The organism is Streptomyces tibetensis (assembly GCF_040647715.1).
In the GTDB taxonomy this organism is placed as follows: Bacteria; Actinomycetota; Actinomycetes; order Streptomycetales; family Streptomycetaceae; genus Streptomyces; species Streptomyces tibetensis_A.
This window is the reverse complement of sequence record NZ_JBEZCR010000018.1, coordinates 63,659-83,165: the sequence shown is the minus strand read 5'-3', so window position 1 is coordinate 83,165 and position 19,507 is coordinate 63,659. Positions and strand designations below refer to the sequence as shown.

General features: G+C 71.5%; 19 protein-coding genes and 3 pseudogenes. 13 read left to right on the top strand and 9 right to left on the bottom strand.

Annotated features, from left to right (window positions below):
- Window positions 1-43: 43 nt before the first annotated feature.
- Window positions 44-952, bottom strand: a complete 909-nt coding sequence (locus tag AB0B29_RS35080) for an SDR family oxidoreductase (RefSeq protein WP_362246322.1) — start codon at window positions 950-952, stop codon at window positions 44-46.
- Between the two features lie 55 nt (window positions 953-1,007).
- Window positions 1,008-1,784 carry an SDR family oxidoreductase gene (locus AB0B29_RS35075; RefSeq protein WP_362246320.1) on the bottom strand — a complete coding sequence of 259 codons (777 nt, stop codon included), beginning with the start codon at window positions 1,782-1,784 and terminating at the stop codon, window positions 1,008-1,010.
- Window positions 1,785-1,863: 79 nt separating this feature from the next.
- Here AB0B29_RS35075 and AB0B29_RS35070 point away from each other — a divergent pair, with 79 nt between their 5' ends.
- Genes AB0B29_RS35070 through AB0B29_RS35055 form a run of 4 tightly spaced genes read left to right on the top strand, consistent with a single transcriptional unit; the run spans window position 1,864 to window position 5,337 of the window.
- A complete protein-coding gene (locus tag AB0B29_RS35070; RefSeq protein ID WP_362246319.1) occupies window positions 1,864-2,649 on the top strand; it encodes an enoyl-CoA hydratase family protein in 786 nt (261 codons plus the stop codon).
- Entirely contained in the window at window positions 2,646-3,509 is an 864-nt protein-coding gene (locus tag AB0B29_RS35065) for a CoA transferase subunit A (RefSeq protein WP_362246317.1), read from the top strand. Before AB0B29_RS35070 ends, AB0B29_RS35065 begins: the two co-directional genes overlap by 4 nt.
- Window positions 3,506-4,276: a CoA-transferase subunit beta gene (locus tag AB0B29_RS35060; RefSeq protein WP_362246315.1), complete on the top strand. Its 771-nt coding sequence runs from the start codon at window positions 3,506-3,508 to the stop codon at window positions 4,274-4,276. The genes AB0B29_RS35065 and AB0B29_RS35060 overlap by 4 nt, the downstream gene beginning before the upstream one ends.
- The gene (locus AB0B29_RS35055; protein WP_436845952.1) at window positions 4,273-5,337 is read left to right on the top strand and encodes an NAD(P)H-dependent flavin oxidoreductase; all 1,065 of its coding nucleotides are present in this window, start codon (window positions 4,273-4,275) and stop codon (window positions 5,335-5,337) included. The genes AB0B29_RS35060 and AB0B29_RS35055 overlap by 4 nt, the downstream gene beginning before the upstream one ends.
- Before the next feature lie 46 nt (window positions 5,338-5,383).
- Here AB0B29_RS35055 and AB0B29_RS35050 read toward each other — a convergent pair whose 3' ends face one another.
- The 3 genes from AB0B29_RS35050 to AB0B29_RS35040 are packed head-to-tail and all read right to left on the bottom strand — an operon-like array spanning window position 5,384 to window position 8,518.
- Complete coding sequence (locus AB0B29_RS35050; protein WP_362246313.1) at window positions 5,384-6,385, bottom strand: acyl-CoA dehydrogenase family protein; 1,002 nt, start codon at window positions 6,383-6,385, stop codon at window positions 5,384-5,386.
- Between the two features lie 7 nt (window positions 6,386-6,392).
- Window positions 6,393-7,661 carry an acyl-CoA dehydrogenase family protein gene (locus AB0B29_RS35045; protein WP_362246311.1) on the bottom strand — a complete coding sequence of 423 codons (1,269 nt, stop codon included), beginning with the start codon at window positions 7,659-7,661 and terminating at the stop codon, window positions 6,393-6,395.
- Window positions 7,661-8,518, bottom strand: coding sequence for an enoyl-CoA hydratase (locus tag AB0B29_RS35040; protein WP_362246309.1), 858 nt, complete (start codon window positions 8,516-8,518; stop codon window positions 7,661-7,663). Before AB0B29_RS35040 ends, AB0B29_RS35045 begins: the two co-directional genes overlap by 1 nt.
- Before the next feature lie 130 nt (window positions 8,519-8,648).
- Here AB0B29_RS35040 and AB0B29_RS35035 point away from each other — a divergent pair, with 130 nt between their 5' ends.
- Genes AB0B29_RS35035 through AB0B29_RS35025 form a run of 3 tightly spaced genes read left to right on the top strand, consistent with a single transcriptional unit; the run spans window position 8,649 to window position 11,274 of the window.
- Window positions 8,649-9,437: an SDR family oxidoreductase gene (locus tag AB0B29_RS35035; RefSeq protein WP_362246307.1), complete on the top strand. Its 789-nt coding sequence runs from the start codon at window positions 8,649-8,651 to the stop codon at window positions 9,435-9,437.
- A 15-nt stretch (window positions 9,438-9,452) separates the two neighbouring features.
- A complete protein-coding gene (locus AB0B29_RS35030) occupies window positions 9,453-10,079 on the top strand; it encodes a TetR family transcriptional regulator (RefSeq protein ID WP_436845951.1) in 627 nt (208 codons plus the stop codon).
- 37 nt (window positions 10,080-10,116) lie between these two features.
- Window positions 10,117-11,274, top strand: coding sequence for an acetyl-CoA C-acetyltransferase (locus AB0B29_RS35025; protein ID WP_362246305.1), 1,158 nt, complete (start codon window positions 10,117-10,119; stop codon window positions 11,272-11,274).
- Between the two features lie 95 nt (window positions 11,275-11,369).
- Here the strand turns inward: AB0B29_RS35025 and AB0B29_RS37820 are convergent.
- A pseudogene (locus AB0B29_RS37820) lies at window positions 11,370-11,565 on the bottom strand (hypothetical protein); the annotation flags it as partial.
- Between the two features lie 104 nt (window positions 11,566-11,669).
- Window positions 11,670-12,035, bottom strand: coding sequence for an STAS domain-containing protein (locus tag AB0B29_RS35020; RefSeq protein ID WP_362246303.1), 366 nt, complete (start codon window positions 12,033-12,035; stop codon window positions 11,670-11,672).
- Window positions 12,036-12,206: 171 nt separating this feature from the next.
- Between AB0B29_RS35020 and AB0B29_RS35015 the strand changes: the two are divergent.
- Window positions 12,207-12,647: pseudogene (locus AB0B29_RS35015) on the top strand (ATP-binding protein); the annotation flags it as partial.
- Window positions 12,648-12,941: 294 nt separating this feature from the next.
- Here AB0B29_RS35015 and AB0B29_RS35010 read toward each other — a convergent pair.
- Together AB0B29_RS35010 and AB0B29_RS35005 are read right to left on the bottom strand one after the other, a co-directional pair.
- Window positions 12,942-13,379: a glutaredoxin domain-containing protein gene (locus tag AB0B29_RS35010; RefSeq protein WP_362246301.1), complete on the bottom strand. Its 438-nt coding sequence runs from the start codon at window positions 13,377-13,379 to the stop codon at window positions 12,942-12,944.
- Between the two features lie 39 nt (window positions 13,380-13,418).
- A pseudogene (locus AB0B29_RS35005) lies at window positions 13,419-13,704 on the bottom strand (hypothetical protein).
- Window positions 13,705-13,848: 144 nt separating this feature from the next.
- On the opposite strand from AB0B29_RS35005, the gene AB0B29_RS35000 reads away from it, so the two are divergent.
- From AB0B29_RS35000 to AB0B29_RS34980, 5 genes are all read left to right on the top strand, one after another.
- A complete protein-coding gene (locus tag AB0B29_RS35000; RefSeq protein ID WP_362246299.1) occupies window positions 13,849-14,553 on the top strand; it encodes a VanZ family protein in 705 nt (234 codons plus the stop codon).
- Window positions 14,554-14,629: 76 nt separating this feature from the next.
- Window positions 14,630-15,331, top strand: a complete 702-nt coding sequence (locus AB0B29_RS34995) for a response regulator transcription factor (RefSeq protein ID WP_362246297.1) — start codon at window positions 14,630-14,632, stop codon at window positions 15,329-15,331.
- A complete protein-coding gene (locus tag AB0B29_RS34990) occupies window positions 15,324-16,406 on the top strand; it encodes a sensor histidine kinase (protein ID WP_362246295.1) in 1,083 nt (360 codons plus the stop codon). The genes AB0B29_RS34995 and AB0B29_RS34990 overlap by 8 nt, the downstream gene beginning before the upstream one ends.
- A 241-nt stretch (window positions 16,407-16,647) precedes the next feature.
- The gene (locus tag AB0B29_RS34985; protein ID WP_362246293.1) at window positions 16,648-18,063 is read left to right on the top strand and encodes a family 2B encapsulin nanocompartment shell protein; all 1,416 of its coding nucleotides are present in this window, start codon (window positions 16,648-16,650) and stop codon (window positions 18,061-18,063) included.
- Window positions 18,064-18,160: 97 nt separating this feature from the next.
- On the top strand, window positions 18,161-19,492 hold the full coding sequence (locus AB0B29_RS34980; protein WP_362246291.1) for a family 2 encapsulin nanocompartment cargo protein terpene cyclase: 1,332 nt from the start codon (window positions 18,161-18,163) through the stop codon (window positions 19,490-19,492).
- Window positions 19,493-19,507: the final 15 nt, after the last annotated feature.

Genomic DNA, 19,507 nt, shown 5'->3' with positions numbered 1-19,507 from the left:
TGGCCGCTCTGCCCGGGCAGAACCCACACACACCGCCCGGTATTCACCCCGCTCCGTACACCGGTTGGGGGGTCGCCGCTTCCGCAAGGAGTTTCAGTGCGGCCTCCCCGGCCTCGGACGGGGACCAACGGGCGCCCTTGTCCGCCGTAGGGCCGGGGCGCCACCCCTCCATGACCGTGATGCGACCGCCCGCCGCCTCGAAGACCCGCCCCGTCACCCCGGCGCAGGCCGCGGAGCCCAGCCACACGACGAGCGGGGAGACGTTCTCCGGGGCCATGGCGTCGAAGCCGCTGTCGGGGGCCGCCATCGTCGCGGCGAACGTGGCCTCGGTCATCCGGGTGCGGGCCGCGGGGGCGATGGCGTTGACCAGGACGCCGTAGCGGCCCATCTCGGCGGCGGCGACCAGGGTCAGCCCGACGATCCCGGCCTTGGCCGCGGAGTAGTTTCCCTGGCCGACGCTGCCCGACAGCCCAGCGCCGCTGCTGGTGTTGACGACCCGGGCCGCCGGGACACGGCCCGCCTTGGCCTCCGCGCGCCAGTGGGCCGCCGCGAACTTCAGCGGCAGGAAGTGCCCCTTGAGATGGACGCGCATGACGGCGTCCCAGTCGTCCTCGTCGAGGTTCACCAGCATGCGGTCGCGCAGGAATCCGGCGTTGTTCACCAGCGTGTCGAGGCGGCCGTAGGTCTCGACTGCGGTGCGGATCAATGAGGCCGCGCCCTCCGTCGTGGCGATGTCCCCGCCGTGGGCGACCGCCTGCCCCCCGCGGGCGACGATCTCGTCCACGACGAGCCGGGCGGGCCCCGCCTCGGTACCCAACCCGTCGGGGCCGACACCGAGGTCGTTCACCACGACCTTCGCGCCCTCGGCGGCGAGCGCGAGGGCATGCGCCCGGCCGAGTCCGCGCCCCGCCCCGGTGACGATCGCGACACGTTCGCTGCACAGTCCGGACATGCTGCGGGTTCCTTCACTGAGAGGTCTGGAAGGTCGGGAACGGGTGCTCGGTGGGTCAGTTGCCGGCGGTGGCGGCGTCGAGGTAGGCCGGGCGTTCGCCCCCACCGTGGACGAGCAGACTCGCACCGCTGATGTACGCGGCGCGCTCGGAGGCGAGGAAGACACAGGCGTCGCCCACCTCCGCCGGGTCGGCGAGCCGGCCGAGGGGCACGGTGCGGCCGACGGCCGCGACGCCGTCCTCGTCGCCGTAGTGCAGATACGACAGTTCGGTGCGCACCATGCCGAGGACCAGGGTGTTGACCCGTACCTTCGGGCCCCACTCCACGGCCATGCTGCGGGCCAGCTGCTCCAGCCCCGCCTTGGCCGCGCCGTAGGCCGCCGAGCCCGGTGACGGACGGCTGCCGCTGACACTGCCGATCATGACGATCGACCCGCCGCCGGGCTGGGCGCGCATCTGCTCGTACGCGGCGAGGGAGGCGGTCAGGGGAGCGAGCAGATTCAACTCGACGACCCGGCAGTGCCGTTCGGCGCCGCCCTCCTCGAGCATCCGGTACGGCGTGCCCCCTGCGTTGTTGACGAGGACGTCCAGTCCGCCGTACTCGCCCCTCACCTGGGCGAAGAAGGCACCGACGGCGTCCGCGTCGCGCAGGTCGAGAGGGAGGAACCGGGCCCTGCGCCCGGCCGCCTCGACAGGCCGGTCCGCGGGGCGCCGGGCGCAGGTCACCACCTCGGCCCCGGCCTCCAGCAGGGCCCCGGTGATGCCCGCGCCCACGCCCCTGGTTCCGCCGGTGACCACCGCCACCCGTCCGCTCAGATCGGTGATCGTTGCCATGGGGAACCTCCCGCGAGGCGTACTCCGCTGCTACCTTCACACCTAACAAACGTTTGGTGGAAAGGTAGCTGATCCGCCCATGGGTGTCTCCACCACAAGCCCCGAAGAGGGCATCGCCGTCATCACCGTCGACTTCCCACCGGTCAACGCCGTCCCCGTGCAGGGCTGGTACGACCTGGCCGCCGCGGTGCGTGAGGCCGGTTCCGACCCCGCCGTGCGCTGCGTCGTCCTCACCGCGACAGGGCGCGGGTTCAACGCCGGCGCCGACATCAAGGAGATGCAGCGCACCGAGGGACACACGGCGCTCGTCGGCACCAACCGCGGCTGCTACGAGGCGTTCAACGCGGTCTACGACTGCGAGGTCCCCGTGATCGCCGCGGTGCAGGGCTTCTGCATGGGCGGCGGTATCGGCCTGGTCGGCAACGCCGACTCGATCGTGGCCAGCGACGACGCGACCTTCGGGCTGCCCGAGCTGGACCGGGGCGCGCTCGGCGCCGCCACCCACCTGGCCCGGCTGGTTCCTCAGCACCTGATGCGGACGCTCTACTACACCTCGCGCACCGTGACGGCCGAGGAACTCCACCGCCACGGCTCGGTGTGGCGGGTCGTCCCACGCGCACAGCTGCACCCCGCGGCCATGGAACTGGCCAGACAGATCGCCGCCAAGGACGGGCTCCTCATCCGCTTCGCCAAGGCCTCGATCAACGGTATCGACCCCGTGGACGTCCGCCGCAGCTACCGCTTCGAGCAGGGCTTCACGTTCGAGGCCAACCTCAGCGGCGTGTCGGACCGGTACCGCGAGGCCTTCGTCTCGTCCCGGTCGCCGTCGAAGGCATCCAAGTCGTCAGAAGGGGAGGCGCGTTGAGCGACAAGACGATGACCGCCGAGCAGGTGGTCGGCCGACTCCGCACCGGCATGACCCTGGGCATCGGCGGCTGGGGGTCGCGCCGCAAGCCGATGGCCCTGATCCGGGCCCTGCTGCGCTCCGACATCACCGACCTGACGGTGGTGTCCTACGGCGGTCCCGACGTCGGCCTGCTCGCCGCGGCCGACCGGATCCGCACCCTGGTGGCCCCGTTCGCCACCCTGGACTCCGTCCCGCTGGAGCCGCACTTCACCGCCGCCCGGCAGCGCGGGGCCTTCGACCTGGTGGAACTGGACGAGGCGATGTTCATGTGGGGTCTGACCGCCGCAGCGCAGCGGCTGCCCTTCCTGCCCGTCCGGGCCGCTCTCGGCTCCGACGTGATGAAGGTCAACCCGCACCTGCGCACGGTGGTATCGCCCTACGCGGACGGCGAGGAGTTCGTCGCGGTCCCGGCGCTGCGCCTGGACGCGGCGCTGGTGCACCTCAACCGGGCGGACGCACAGGGCAACGCCCAGTACCTGGGGCCCGACCCTTACTTCGACGACCTCTTCTGCCAGGCGGCCGACGCCGCGTACGTCTCCTGCGAGCAGCTCGTCGACACGGCCGACCTGCTCAAGGACGCGGCCCCGCAGACGCTGCTCGTCAAGCGGGCATTCGTGACCGGGGTCGTCCAGACACCCCACGGCGCGCACTTCACTTCCTGCGCCCCCGACCACGGCCGCGACGAGGCCTTCCAACGCGCCTATGCCGAGGCCGCCCGCGACCCGGAGGCCTGGCAGGCCTTCACGGATCGCTTTCTGTCGGCGGACGAGGAGACGTACCAAACCGCGGTCGCCGCATTCCACGAGGAGCGGGCGTGAGCAGTCCCACGACGACGAAGGCGACGCGCGCCGAGTACTGCGTGGTGGCCTGCGCGGAGGCCTGGCGTCACGCGGGGGAGGTCCTGGCCAGCCCCATGGGCACCGTCCCCACCATCGGCGCCCGGCTGGCGAAGCTGACGTTCGCGCCCGACCTGATGCTCACCGACGGCGAGGCGCTGCTGATCGGCGACGTCCCGGCGCTCGGTGCCCGGGCGCAGGTGGTGGAGGGCTGGCTGCCGTACCGGCAGCACCTGGCTCTCGTGGCCACGGGACGGCGGCACGTGATGATGGGCGCCGCCCAGATCGACCGCCACGGCAACCAGAACATCTCCTGCATCGGCGACTGGGCCCGCCCTGCCCGGCAGTTGCTGGGCGTCCGGGGCGCCCCCGTCAACACCCTGAACAACCCGACCAGTTACTGGGTGCCGAACCACTCCCGGCGCGTCTTCGTGGAGCAGGTCGACATGGTGTGCGGAGTCGGCTACGACCGTGCGGCCGAGGCCGGCCCGTCGGCCACCCGCTTCCACCACCTACCGGAAGTGGTCAGCAACCTGGGCGTCTTCGACTTCGCCACCCCGGACCACTCGATGCGGCTGCGCTCGCTGCACCCGGGGGTGACGGTCGAACAGGTCCTCGCGGCCACCGGTTTCGCCCTCACCGTCCCGGACGAAGTGCCATACACCCGGGAGCCCACCACCGAAGAACTGCGCCTCGTCCGCGAGGTCATCGACCCGGAGGGCGCCCGTGGCCGTGAGGTGCCCGCATGAGCGACACCGCGATCGCCACGGCCCTCACCGAACTCGTCGGAGTGCGCACCCCCATCGTCCAGACCGGCATGGGGTGGGTGGCCGGACCCCGCCTGGTCTCCGCCGCCGCCGACGCGGGAGCCCTGGGCATCCTCGCGTCCGCCACCATGACCCCACAACAGCTCCGCTCGGCCGTGCGCGAGGTCAGGTCCCGCACCGACGCGCCCTTCGGGGTCAACCTGCGGGCCGACGCCTCGGACGCGGGGGAGAGGGTGCGGATCATCCTCGACGAGGGCGTGAAGGTCGCCTCGTTCGCTCTCGCGCCCCGGCCGGAACTGATCGCCCGTCTGAAGGACGCGGGGGTGGTCGTCATCCCCTCCGTGGGCGCCCGGCGGCACGCCGAGAAGGTCGCGGACTGGGGCGCCGACGCCGTGCTCGTGCAGGGCGGCGAGGGCGGCGGACACACCGGCAGCGTCGCCACCAGCGTGCTGCTGCCGCAGGTCGTGGACGCCGTCGACATCCCCGTGATCGCCGCCGGCGGCTTCCGGGACGGACGCGGACTGGTCGCGGCCCTGGCCTACGGCGCCGCCGGCATCGCCATGGGCACGCGCTTCCTGCTCACCTCCGACAGCACCGTCCCCGACGCGGTCAAGGCCCGCTACCTCGCGGCGGGCGTCCAGGACGTCACCGTCACCGACAAGATCGACGGCCTTCCCCACCGGATGCTGCGCACCGACCTGGTGGACGCGCTGGAGCGCTCCGGCCGTACGACCTCCCTGCTGCGCGCCCTGCGGCACGCCGCCGCCTTCAAACGGGACTCCGGTATGAGCTGGGCCGGCCTGGTACGCGACGGCCTGGCCCTGAAACACGGCAAGGACCTGACCTGGAGCCAGGTCCTCCTGGCCGCCAACACCCCGATGCTCCTCAAGGCCGCGATGGTCGACGGCCGCACGGACCTCGGCGTGATGGCCTGCGGCCAGGTCGGGGGTCTGATAGAGGACCTGCCGTCCTGCGCCGAACTCGTCGACAGGATCATGGCGGAGGCACAGGCCACGCTCGGCAGGCTGTCGGCCGTCGTATGAGGGAGACGGACAGCGACCCTTCAGCCGAGCCCGATTCGCTCCGGTCTCACCCCACCGGCCCGTCCGCCAGCACCCGTGCTCGGCATGCGGCCGGAGTACCCCAGGCGGTGCGCAACGGGCGGGCCTTGCGGATCCACAGGGACAGGTCCAGTTCCTCGGTGTAGCCGACGGCGCCGTGGAGTTGCAGGGCGGTACGCGCCGCCCCGTACGCCGCCTCGCAGGCCGACACCTTCGCGGCGGCGACCTCCCGGCCTGCCGCCGGATCATCCGCCGCCAGGGCCACGGCGGCGGCGTGGACCAGAGGCTGCGCGAACTCCAGGGCGATGAGAGTGTCGGCCAGGCGGTGCTTGACCGCCTGGAACGAGCCGACGGTCACCCCGAACTGGGTGCGCTGCCGCACGTACCCCACCGTGCGGTCCAGCAGCGACCTTCCCAGCCCGAGGGCCTGCGCTGCCGTGACCAGCGCCGCGACATCGGTGGCGTACGCGGCCGCCGCCGTCACCTCGGGGCCCTGCGCGAGCACGACTCCACCCCGCGGTCGGGCCAGCCGCCGCGCCGGGTCGGCCGACGACTGCACCGGACCGTGCGCGGCCGCGAGCCGCAGGGTGTCGCCGTCCACGACGAGCACCGTGTCGGCGGCGTCGGCGTCCAGCGCGTACGGGCTGCCCCCGGGCGACAGGACGCACAGGGACGCCATTGCCGTGCCCGACGCGAACTGTGGGAGCCAGGCATGCGCCGCGTCGCCCCCGAGCCGGCCCAGCAGGGCACTCGCGGCGACCGTCTCGGCCAGCGGACCGGGCACGGCGTGACCGCCCAGTTCACCGAAGGCGGCGGTCAGTTCGACGGGCAGCGGTCCCAGACCCTCGTGCTCCTGCGGAACGGCGAGGGCGAAGACGCCGGCCTCCGCGAGCCTGGCCCACAGGGCGCGTCCGGGCCCGTGGTCGCCTGCCGCCCAGGACCGTACGACGCCGGGTGTTCCGGCGGAGCCCAGCATGCGGTCCAGCGTGCGGGCGAACTCCCGCTGCTCGTCGTCGAGGAGGAACCGCATCACCGCATCACCGGCGTCCCTTCGGCAGGCCGAGCAGCCGCTCGGCGATGATGTCGCGCTGGATCTCGTTGGTGCCGGCGTAGATCGGCCCGGCCAGGGAGAAGGTGTACCCCTCGGCCCAACAGCCGTGCGCGGGAGCCTCGGTGGACCCGTCGGTCAACTCGCCCCAGGGACCGAGCAGGTCGAGGGCGGTCTCGTGCAGGGCGATGTCCAGCTCGGACCAGAAGACCTTGTTGAGGCTGGACTCGGCACCGATGGATCCACCGGCGGCGATGCGTGACGCATGGGCATAGGTGAACAACTGGTAGGCCCGAGCGCCGATCACCGCGTCGGCGACCCGGTCGCGCAACGCGAGGTCGTGGGAGCAGGAGCTGAGGCCGGGTCCATGGCCGGAGCCGGAGCCGGAGCCGGAGCCGGAGCCGGAGCCGGAGCCGGAGCAGGTGAGGACCGCTGTGGAGTCGCGCTCCGTGGTGGAGCGCCACAGCGCCGCCAGCCGGTCGGCCGCGGCGGTGAAACGGCCGGGGCTGCGCAGGGTCAGCCCGCGCTCGTTGCCGCTGGTACTCATCGCGACCCGCCAGCCCTGTCCCGGCTCCCCGATGACGTCCTCGTCCGGCACGAAGACGTCGTCGAGGAACAACTCGGCGAAGGCGGGCTTGCCGTCCAGCCGCCCGATGGGCCGTACGGTCACACCGTCCGCGTCCAGTGGAAACATGAGATACGTCAGACCCCGGTGCGGCCGGTCCGCGTCCGGATGGCTGCGGAACAGGCCGAACGCGCGATCGGCGAAGGCCGCCCGGGACGACCACGTCTTCTGCCCGCTGATGCGCCAGCCGCCCTCCGTCCGCTCGGCGGTGGACCGCAGCGCGGCCAGGTCGGACCCCGCCTCCGGCTCGGACCAGGCCTGCGCCCAGATCACCTCGCCGCTCGCCATGGACGGCAGCACCCGCGCACGCTGCTCTGCGGTGCCGTGGTCGAAGAGGGTGGGGGCGAGGAGGCTGATGCCGTTCTGGGAGACCCGGCCGGGCGCGCCGGCCCGGTAGTACTCCTCCTCGAAGATCAGCCACTCCAGCAGGGAGGACCCGCGGCCGCCGAACTCCTCGGGCCAGGAGACCACCGACCACCGGTCGGCGAACAGCGTGCCCTCCCAGTCCCGGTGGGCGGCGAAGCCCTCGGCGGTCTCCAGCGACGGCAGCGGGACGGACGGCACACGGGCGGCGAGCCAGTCCCGCGCCCGGGCCCGGAAGGCGTCCTCGGCGGCGGTGAAGTCGAGATCCATCAGGGGCGCGTCTCCTTCATCGCGCGCACGTCCATCCCGCCGAGCGAGTCGCCGCCGGTCTCGGCGTTGTGCGCGTGGGCGAGGTGGTGCAGCCCGAAGACGGAGTCCAGCCCCGCGTGCAGTCCTTGGAGGTCCTCGGCCTGGTTGACCGCCCGCTTCGTCAGTGCCAGCCCCATCCGGGGCATCGCCCCGATCCGCTCGGCCAGTTCCATGGTGTGCTCGGTCAGTTCCTCGCGGGGCACGACCCGGTTGACCATGCCGACCTCGTAGGCGCGCCGCGCGCTCATCCGGTCGCCGGTGTAGAGGAACTCCTTGGCGATCCGCGGCGGCATCACCCACGGGTGGGCGAAGTACTCGACGCCCGGGATCCCCATGCGTACCACCGGGTCGGCGAAGAAGGCGTCCTCGGAGGCGACGATCAGATCGCACACCCATGCCAGCATCAGCCCGCCGGCCACGCACGCGCCCTGCACGGCGGCGATGACCGGCTTGGGCAGTTCGCGCCAGCGCCGGCACATGCCCAGGTACACCTCGGACTCGCGGGCGAAGCGGCTCTCGGCCCCCGCCTTCTGCGAGTGGTCCCACCACAGTCCCGCTGTGCGGTCGAACGGCAGGTGCGCGTCCCGCTCGGGGGTGCCGATGTCATGGCCGGCGGAGAAGTGCCGCCCCGCTCCGGCGAGGACCACGACCTTCACCGCGTCGTCGTCCGCCGCTCGGTAGAAAGCCCGATCCAGGGCGTAGGTCATCGCGGAGTTCTGGGCGTTGCGGTACTCGGGCCGGTCCATCGTCACCAGGGCGACGGCGCCGCGGCGCTCGTAGCGGACGGGGTCCGGGGGTGCGGTGCGGGCAGCGGACATCGCCTCCTCCTTCCCTAACAAGTGTTTGGTAGGTTAACGTACGGGTCTTCGGCCGTCGAGAGTCGCCCCAGCGCCACAGCCGAGGAAACGGACAGCGGCGTCGGAGGCACGCTGCCCGAGGAGGTAGGCCATGACCGCGACCCCACCGCCGTACCTGCCCGGCCATCACCTGCTCACCGGCCGCACGGCCGTCGTCACCGCCGCCGCGGGCGCAGGCATCGGCGGCGCGACCGCCCGCCGGCTGCTGGAGGAGGGCGCCCGGGTCGTGATCTCCGACGCCCACGGCCGCCGCCTGAAGGAGTTTGAGGCGGTACTGGCCGCCGAGTTCGGCGCCGACCGCGTCAGCGCACTGCGCTGCGACGTCACGGACGAGGACCAGGTCACCGCGCTGTTCGACCACGCCGAGCAACACCACGGCAGCCTCGACATCCTGGTCAACAACGCGGGCCTCGGCGGCACCGCCGACGTCGTCGACATGACCGACGAACAGTGGAACAGAGTCCTCGACGTCACCCTCAACGGCACGTTCCGCTGCACCCGCGCCGCACTGCGCCGGATGAAGGCAGCGGGCACCGGCGGCGCGGTCGTCAACAACGCCTCCGTGGTCGGCTGGCGCGCACAGCGGGGTCAGGCCCACTACGCCACTGCGAAAGCCGGTGTCATGGCCCTCACCCGCTGTGCCGCGGTCGAGGCCGCCGCCTACGGAGTGCGGGTGAACGCCGTCTCCCCGAGCCTGGCCATGCACCCGCACCTCGCCAAGGTCACCACCCCCGAACTGCTGGAGGAACTGACCGGCCGGGAGGCCTTCGGGCGCTGCGCCGAACCGTGGGAGGTGGCCAACGTGATCGTGTTCCTGGCCTCCGGCTACTCGTCGTACCTGACCGGCGAGGTCCTGTCGGTCAGCAGCCAGCACCCATGAGGCGAGAATGGGCCCGTGCCGAAAAGCAGCAACAGCGACCACAAGAAGTCCACGGTGAGCCCGCCCGAGCGGCGCGAGGAACTCCTGGCCATCGCGGCTCGGGTGTTCGCCGCGCAGGGCTACAACGCCACGACCGTCCGCAAGATCGCGGACGCGGCGGGGATGCTGGCGGGCAGCCTCTACTACCACTTCGACTCCAAGGAGTCGATGCTGGACGAGATCCTCTCCGGCTTCCTGGACGAGCTCTGGGCGCGGTACGACGCCGTGCTCGGCGCCGGGCTCGGCCCGAGGGAAACCCTGGAGGCCCTCGTCACCGAGTCCTTCCGGGAGATCGACCGGCACCTGGACGCGGTCGCCATCTACCAGAAGGAGTCCAGGCACCTCGGGACCCGGCCGCACTTCGCCTACCTCGTCGAGTCGCAGCAGAAGTTCGAGAAGGCGTGGCTGGGCACGCTGGAGCGCGGAGTGGCCGCCAAGGTCTTCCGACCCGACCTGGACGTACGGCTCACCTACCGCTTCGTCCGCGACACGGTCTGGGTCGCCGCGTCCTGGTACCGGCCGGGCGGCCGGCACAGCCCCGAGGAGATCGCCCGCCAGTACCTGTCGATGGTGCTGGAGGGCATCGCCCTGCACGACTCATAGGCAGTCCTGCATCCGCAGGCCCAGACAAGGAGACGCCATGGCCGAGGCCTACATCGTCGAAGCGGTGCGGACCCCGGTCGGCCGAAGGGGCGGCGGGCTGTCCGCCGTCCACCCGGCCGACCTCGGTGCACACGTGCTGACCACGCTGATGGAGCGCTCCGGCGCCGACCCGGCCGCCGTCGAGGACGTGGTGTTCGGCTGCCTCGACACCGTCGGCCCGCAGGCCGGTGACATAGCACGCACCTGCTGGCTGGCCGCGGGACTGCCCGAAGAGGTACCCGGCGTGACGGTCGACCGCCAGTGCGGCTCCTCGCAGCAGGCCCTGCACTTCGCCGCGCAGGGCGTCCTCTCCGGTACCCAGGACCTGGTCGTCGCCGGCGGCGTGCAGAACATGTCGCAGATCCCCATCGCCTTCGCCACCCGGCAGGCCGCCGCCCCGCTGGGCCTGACCGAGGGCCCGTTCGCCGGCTCGGCGGGCTGGCGGGCCCGCTACGGCGACCGCCCGGTCAACCAGTTCCTCGGCGCCGAGGAGATCGCCCGCAAGTGGGACATCACCCGGGAGGCCATGGAGGAGTTCGCGTTCCGCTCCCACCAGCGGGCGATCCGCGCCATCGACGAGGGCCGCTTCGACCGCGAGACCGTCGTGTACGGCGATGTCGTCCACGACGAGGGACCGCGCCGCGACACCAGCCGGGAGAAGATGGCGGGCCTGCAGCCACTGGTGGAGGGCGGCCGGCTCACGGCCGCCCTGTCGTCCCAGATCTCCGACGGTGCCTCGGCCGTGCTCATCGCGTCGGAGCGGGCCGTGCGGGAGCACGGCCTGACCCCCAGGGCCCGCGTCCACCACCTCTCGGTGCGCGGCGAGGACCCGATCCGCATGCTGACCGCTCCCATCCCGGCCACCGCGTACGCCCTGAAGAAATCCGGGATGACGCTCGACGAGATCGACCTGGTCGAGATCAACGAGGCCTTCGCCTCGGTGGTGCTGGCCTGGCTGAAGGAGACCGGCGCCGACCCGGAGAAGGTCAACGCCAACGGCGGTGCCATCGCTCTCGGCCACCCGCTCGGAGCCACCGGAACCCGGCTGACGACCACCCTGCTGCACGAGCTGGAACGCACCGGCGGCCGCTACGGGCTGCAGACGATGTGCGAAGGCGGCGGCCAGGCCAATGTGACCGTCATCGAACGCCTTTGACCGAGCCGCAGACCGCTGGACGACGCCGGGCGGTCCGAGCGGGCTGCGGTGACCGCTCGGGGCCGGGTCCCGCTCGGCGTGCTGATGAGGGTCAGGGCCGTATGCAGCGTAGCCCGTGCGGTTGAGGATCTCGTTGACCGGCTGATGCCACGTCTCGCCGCCGTCGGCGCAGTTGCCCCAGCCGCCCGAGGTGACGCCTTGGGCCTGGGCGCCGCTGATGAAGCCCCGCCGGAACGATTTCTCCGCCTCCTGCCGGGCACCCTCGCCGCCACGATCGGCGCACTCTACGCAGCGCAGGTACTCGCCTGAGCCGGAACCGGCAGCAGGGCCCGGCACGGCCGTGCCAGTGCCTTGCGCCTCACCGGGCCGCCCGGCGGCCCGTCCGCAGGAAGCGGTCAGGCGGTCAGGGCTTGCTCGGTCGTGGGGTGGCAGGGGATGAGCGTGTCGACGCCGACCAGTTGCAGGACGCGCAGGACGGAGTCCTGGGCCCCGGCGATGCGCACCCAACCGTCTGCCTCGCTCAGCTGCTGGTAGGCCGCGACGAAGACGTTGATGCCGCTGGAGTCCATGAACGTCACCGCGTTGAGATCGGCGACTATCCGCGGCGGCCCCGCCTCGCCCTCGGCCTGCAGGGCCTGCCTCAGCACATCCTGGACGTCATGGTCGATTTCGCCCCGCAGTGTCACGACACGGATGCCCTCGACCATGCGGTGTTCGACGGAGAGCCGTTCTGGCCGGTCCGCTGGTTCGATGTGGGCCACGGTCTCCTCGACTGCGATTTAGGCTTGTCACCGGTTCAGGACGTGCGCGGTTGATTCTGCCCCACCGACCGCCCGGATGCACCCACGGGATTGTTTCGAACATCACCCGAGCGGCATGCATGCCGGCCAGGGGGGTAGTCGCGCGCGAAACGGGGGAGTGAGGCGAGGCCAGTGGCAGATGATACCGACGGTGACGGCTGTGCAGCACGCGACGAGCACTTGGTGCGCGTCGGCTTCGCCCTGGGCGGCGACCACGGCTGTATCGCGGACGCACGCCAGCATGCGGCGGCGTTTCTCGATCAGGCGGGCGAGGAGTACGGCCTGCTGGTGACCGCGCGCGCGAGGGACCTCACCCAGCTCGTGGTGAGCGAACTGGTCACCAACGCCTGCAAGTACGCACCGGGCCCCGTCCTGGTGGAGCTGGGGCTGACCGCCGGCGCCGTGGAAGTGTCCGTTTGGGACAGCCACCCCGAGGTCCCGGCCGCCCGGGCCGCGGATCCGGGCAGGATCGGCGGCCACGGCCTGGAGATCGTCAAGGCCGTTTCGGAGGGCCTGTCCGTCGAACGGGAGGCGGTCGGCAAGCGCATCACGGCCCGCATCGCCCTGACCGAACCCTCCGGTGCCCGCAGCGCCTCGACGGCCTCCGCTGCCTCCGAACCTGCCATGACGACGGCTCCCACAGGGCGAATCGACCCGGATCTGCGCCCGCCTCGCACGGCGCACGACGTAGCGGCGTCTCCCCGGCCGGCCACCACGCCCTCGGACGACTCGCCCCAGCGGCACCTACCAGGCGGTGCACCGGCCGGAGAAGCCTGACGGGCTCATGGCAGCGCTGGGCAAGGCGATGCGGTCGAGCGGCGCGGTCGTTGTCCGGTCACGGTCGCCGGCGATGACCGTGACTCCGCGTCACCGGGACGGGGAGAGCCGGCCGCGGACCCACGCCGGATCGGGATTGGTGTGTGAGCGGCCGTCCACGACGACAGTCGGCACGGTCTCGTTGCCGTCGTTGACCTCCCTGACCGCCGCGGCTCCGGCCGGGTCACGCCAGATGTTCACCCAGTACAACCGGCGAGCGCTCCACCCCAACCGGATACGCAGGCGCAGGCAGTACGCGCAGCCCGGCCGCCAGAAGACGACCGGCCGGCCGTCGACCGTACTGCGTTGTCGTGCCTCGCGCGCACCGATCGATCTGGGGAAGACCAGTGGCGAGTTCACGCCGGCGAGCAGCAGGAACACCACCAGCAGCGCGGCCGCCGTGCCCGGGCTCCCCGCGAAGACCAGTCCGGTCGCGGCGGCCGAGCCGCAGAGTACGAGCAGCATGGGCAGGATCCACACGCGCATCATGGTGACGCAGGCTACTGGCCGACGAACAGGGACAATCGATCAGGGGCGTTGCGTCCCGACGGCCTCTGCGATGCGCAGGGCGGCCTGTGCGGGCGTGAGGTGCGTGGTGTCGACGACCTCGGCCGCGTTGTGCAGCCACGTGCGGGCCGCCTCGGCGTAGGGCGCGGTTGTCCGTGCCGGGTCCGGGCAGCGTCGGCGTGATGTCCATATACGTCTCGCCGACCTTTTCGGCATCGAACACCCGTGAGTCCGGGATCAGCTTCTGCACGAGTGCACTGGTCGTCGTCTTGCCTGCGCCATGAGTGCCGTTGAGCCATACGCTCACCGTCCGACACTGGCGTTCCGCCTGCCGCGACGGCACAGTTCCCGGTCACTGGGAGAGAGGCGGGCTCCTCGCGCCATGGTGGTATCGCCGACGTATCGAAAAGCGGATACGCCACCGCAACGACCCTCCTTCTGCAATGGGGACATGACCCGAAACGCATTCCCGCCCCCACCGCCCCGCCGCACTGGCGGGATCGCGTTGTCCGTCCTCGGGATTCTCGCCTTGGCGGGTGCCGTGGACGTCGTGCGGCGGCCGCTCATGATGGCTGCTCCGACATGTATGGCGGGTCGGTGGCACGGCTGCCTCGACACCTTCAACGGCGTCGTGCTCATGACTCTGGTCACGCTGCCGCCCGCCGCACTGGTGGCGTGGGCTCTGGCACGGCACCGGCGTGCCGCCGGCGTCGAGGGCGCATGGCGGATGTCGCTGGCCGAGGTGGGCATGGTCCACGGGACGGTGCCGTTCGTCTGGATGGTCCTCATGCCGGGTGCAGGGGCCGGAACCGTCCCCGGCCGGGTGAGCCTGATACCGCTGCGGGACCTGATCACCATGGGCCCCTTCGGGATCGCCGGCAATCTGCTGGTCTTCGCGGCGTTGGGCTTCTTCGGCCCGATGCGCTGCGCGGCCCTGGCATCCGTGCCGCGGGTGCTGGCGCTCGGAGCGGGCTGTTCGGTCCTGGTCGAAACGGCGCAGTACGTACTGCGGCTGGACCGGGTGTCCTCCGTGGACGACGTACTGGTCAACGCCGTCGGTGCCGCGTTGGCCGCCCTGGCGTCGCGCCGCTGGTGGCGCACCAGAGCACAAGCGCGGTCGGCCCGGCCCGGCCCGGCCCCGGCACCGGTCGGCTGAGATGCGGCCCGCCCGTCCCGGTGCGTGGACGTCTTTGCATACGCCGGCGGTATGCGGTGCTGCCTAGGCTTCGGACATGCGCGTACTGATCGTGGAGGACGAGCCGTACCTGGCCGAAGCCGTCCGGGACGGCCTGCGGCTCGAGGCGATCGCCGCCGACATCGCCGGCGACGGTGACTCGGCGCTGCACCTGCTGAGCGTCAACACGTACGACCTCGCGATCCTCGATCGCGACGTCCCCGGCCCCTCGGGCGACGAGGTCGCCCGGTGCATCGTCGCCTCCGGCAGCGGCATCCCGATCCTCATGCTCACCGCCGCCGACCGGATCGACGACAAGGCGTCCGGGTTCGAACTCGGCGCCGACGACTACCTCACCAAGCCGTTCGAACTGCGGGAGCTGGTCCTGCGGCTGCGGGCGCTCGACCGCAGGCGCGCGTACGTCCGGCCCCCGGTGCGCGAGATCGCGGGCCTGCGTCTGGACCCCTTCCGCCGGGAGGTCTTCCGCGACGGACGCTACGTCGCCCTCACCCGCAAACAGTTCGCCGTACTCGAGGTCCTCGTCTCCGCCGAGGGCGGTGTCGTCAGCAGCGAAGAACTCCTGGAGCGGGCCTGGGACGAGAACGCCGACCCCTTCACGAACGCCGTCCGCATCACCGTCTCCGCCCTGCGCAAGCGGCTCGGCGAACCATGGCTCATCGCCACGGTGCCCGGCGTGGGCTACCGCATCGACACCGGTACCGACACACCCAACGCACGCCCGGACAGTCCGCATGCCTAGACGTCCGGGCCTCAGCGTCCGACTGAAACTCACCCTCAGCTACGCCGGATTCCTCGCCGTCGCCGGGGCGCTCCTGCTGGCCGTGGTGTGGGGGTTCATCCTGCGCTACGTCCCCGACAACTCCCGAGGTCTGCTGGGCATCTCGCCCAACCGCTACCTCCTGGTGCGTACCTTCGCCCCCGCCGCGGCCCTCGCCATGTGCTTCCTGCTGGTGTTCGGGCTCGTCGGGGGATGGATCCTCGCCGGCCGGATGCTCGCACCGCTCACCCGGATCACGACCGCCGCACGGACGGCCGGGAGTGGATCGCTGTCCCACCGGATCCGCATGGAAGGCCGCCAGGACGAGTTCCGCGAACTCGCCGACGCGTTCGACACCATGCTCGGACAACTCGAGTCGCACGTCGCCGAGCAGCGGAGGTTCGCCGCGAACGCCTCCCACGAACTGCGCACCCCACTGGCCATCTCACAAACGCTGCTCGACCTCGCCCGTAAGGACCCGGCGCGGCGGAAGGGGAACGAACTCTTCGACCGCCTGCAGGCCGTCAACACCCGTGCGATCGCCCTCACCGAAGCCCTCCTGCTGCTCAGCCGCAGCGACCGCGGGAACCTCGCCCGCGAGAGCGTCGACCTCTCCCTGGTCGCCGAAGAGGCCGCGGAAACCCTGCTCGGCCTCGCCGAACAGCGCGGCATCACGCTCGACGTCACCGGCCGGGCGGCACGCACCAGCGGCTCCGCCGAGCTCCTGCTGAGGATGGCGACGAATCTCCTCCAGAACGCGATCGTCCACAACCTCCCCACGGGAGGCACCGTGACGGTCCACACCGAGACCCGGCAGGACACGAGCCTGCTGCGGGTCGAGAACACGGGCCCCAAGGTGCCGGCGGAACTACTGCCGACGCTCACCGAGCCCTTCCAGCGCGGAACGCAACGCCGGCGCACCGACGAGCATGCCGGTGTCGGCCTCGGCCTCGCCATCGTGCACAGCGTCGTCCGCGCTCACGACGGGACCCTCGACCTCGTCGCCCGCCCCGCCGGTGGCCTCCTCGTCATGGTTCGGCTGCCCGGGACGGAATGAACATCCCGAGCGGTACCGGGTGATATCACGTGGCGGACCGATAAACCGCATTCAAGTGATTGTCACTGCTTCGAGGTAAGCATCTCCTCTCGCCGGTGGCTGTGAGCCCCTCAGCGGCTAGCTTTCTGCAGGTGGACGGATTCCCGTGATCCTTCCCGCTCGTTGCCCACCCCTCCCCGTCTCCCGGTCGGCGCACCCGTGTGCACCGGACGACCCGTCGTGCAAGGAGCACCTCCCCTCGATGACCGTCGACAGCATCCCGGAAGCCCGGACCACGTCCGACCCGCCGCAGCAGTCCCTGAGTACGGCCGCCGCCCGCAACCTCGCCACCACCACCAAGTCCGCCCCGCAGATGCAGGAGATCACCTCCCGCTGGCTGCTGCGGATGCTGCCCTGGGTCGAGGCCGGCGGCGGCGCCTACCGGGTCAACCGGCGGCTGCGCCACACCCTCGGTGACGGGCACATCGAGTTCGTCCAGGAAGGCGCCACGGTCCGGGTGATCCCCAGGGAGCTCGGGGAACTGGCCCTGCTGCGCGGCTTCGAGGACACAGGCGTCCTCAGGGCCCTCGCCGACCGCTGCACGCAGCGCGACTTCGAGGCGGGGGAAGTCCTCGCCGAACGCGGCAGCCCCGCAGACCGGCTCCACCTCATCGCCCACGGCAGGGTCAGCCGGACCTCCGAGGGCATGTACGGCGGAGAGATCGCCGACGGGGTGCTCGCCGACGGCGACCACTTCGGTGAGAGCGCCCTGCTGGACTCCGACGCCCGTCACGACTGCACGGCCACCGCCGAGACCTCCGGCACCCTCCTCACCCTCACCCGCTCCGACTTCAGCGCCGTTCTCGCCTCCGCCCCGAGCCTCCAGGCCCACATCGACGAGTTCAGCTCCCGCAAGCGACTGCGGCAGAACAAGCACGGCGAGGCCGAGATCGCCCTGTCGGCCGGCCACGTCGGCGAAGCCGAACTGCCCGGCACCTTCGTCGACTACGAACTGCAGCCGCGCGAGTACGAGCTCTCCGTCGCACAGACCGTCCTGAGGATCCACACCCGGGTCGCCGACCTCTACAACGGCCCGATGAACCAGAGCGAGGAGCAACTCCGGCTCACCGTCGAGGCGTTGCGCGAACGCCAGGAACACGAGCTGATCAACAACCGCGACTTCGGGCTTCTGCACAACGCCGACTTCAAGCAGCGCATCCAGCCCCGCTCCGGCCCGCCGACCCCGGACGACATGGACGATCTGCTCTGCCGCCGGCGTGGCACCAAGATGTTCCTCGCCCACCCCAGGACCATCGCCGCCATCGGACGCGGCTTCAACGCCTGCGGTCTCTACCCCGACCACGTCGACCTCGGCGGGCAATCCGTCCCCGCCTGGCGTGGTGTCCCCATCCTGCCGTGCAACAAGATCCCGATCAGCAAGGAGCAGACCAGCTCCATCATCGCGATGCGCACGGGCGAGAAGAACCAGGGCGTCATCGGCCTGTGGCAGACCGGACTGCCGGACGAGTACGAACCGGGCCTGTCCGTACGGTTCATGGGCATCAACGAACAGGCGATCATCTCCTACCTCGTCAGCACCTACTACTCCGCCGCGGTGCTCCTGCCCGACGCCCTCGGTGTGATGGAGAACGTGCAGATCGCGCCCAGGCCACGCTGAGTCCAAGTCCGCGTCCGCGTCCGCGTCCGCGGCAGGGGCACGCCTGTCGCCCCCGCCTGCCATGGAGCGCCCACCCCACCGCAGCAAGGAGCCGCCCATGCCCGACTCCGGGCCCCTCGGAACACCCCCACCTGAGCACCATCCGACATCGCCCACCGCCCTGCCCAACGCTCCCACCGCGACGGAGCCCGACCGTCGGATCACGCCGAGCGCCCGGCACTTCCTGGCCGCGCTGCATCCGCCGGTGACGATCCCCGGCCCGCCGGCGCCACCGACCTCGACGGCCCCCTCCGCCGTACCGGACACGCCCGACGCGGCCGCGGTCGGATCCGCACTCCGGCAAGTCCTGCACGGCCCGACCGGACCGGGCACGAGCTCGCTCTCCTCGGCGAGCAGGTACACCCGCACGCGCCCGGATCCGGTGCCCCCGGCCGCCGCCGAGCCCGCCGCGGGGCAAGCCGTGCCAGGCCTCTACTACCACCCCGTCCCGGAGCCGGACCCCGCACGCGTCGAGGAGGTGAGCCGCCGGATCAAGGCCTGGGCCGAGGACGAGGTCCAGCTCTACCCCGAGGAGTGGGAGGGGCAGTTCGACGGCTTCTCGGTCGGCAGGTACATGGTCGCCTGCCACCCCGACGCACCGACGGTCGACCACCTGATGCTCGCCACGCGGCTGATGGTCGCGGAGAACGCGGTGGACGACTGCTACTGCGAGGACCACGGCGGGTCACCCGTCGGACTCGGCGGGCGCCTCCTGCTCGCGCACACTGCGCTCGACCACTTCCACACCACCGCGGAGTACACGCCGGCGTGGCACGAGTCGCTCACCTCGGACGCCCCGCGCCGGGCCTACCGCAGCGCGATGGACTACTTCGTCCGCGCGGCCACGGACTCCCAGGCCGACCGCTTCCGGCACGACATGGCCCGGCTGCACATGGGTTACCTCGCCGAGGCCGCCTGGGCACAGACCGAGCACGTCCCGGAGGTGTGGGAGTACCTGGCGATGCGCCAGTTCAACAACTTCCGCCCCTGCCCCACGATCACCGACACCGTCGGTGGCTACGAACTGCCCGCGGACCTGCATGCCCGGCCGGACCTGCAGCGGGTCATCGCCCTCGCCGGCAACGCGACCACCATCGTCAACGACCTCTACTCGTACACGAAGGAACTCAACAGCCCTGGGCGACACCTGAACCTGCCCGTGGTGATCGCCGAACGCGAGCAGCTCTCCGAACGCGACGCCTACCTGAAGGCCGTCGAGGTTCACAACGAACTCCAGCACGCCTTCGAGGCCGCCGCGGCCGACCTCGCGGAGGCCTGCCCCCTGCCCCCCGTGCTGCGTTTCCTCAAGGGCGTGGCCGCGTGGGTCGACGGCAACCACGACTGGCACCGCACCAACACCTACCGCTACACCCTGCCCGACTTCTGGTAAGGAACGGACACCTCT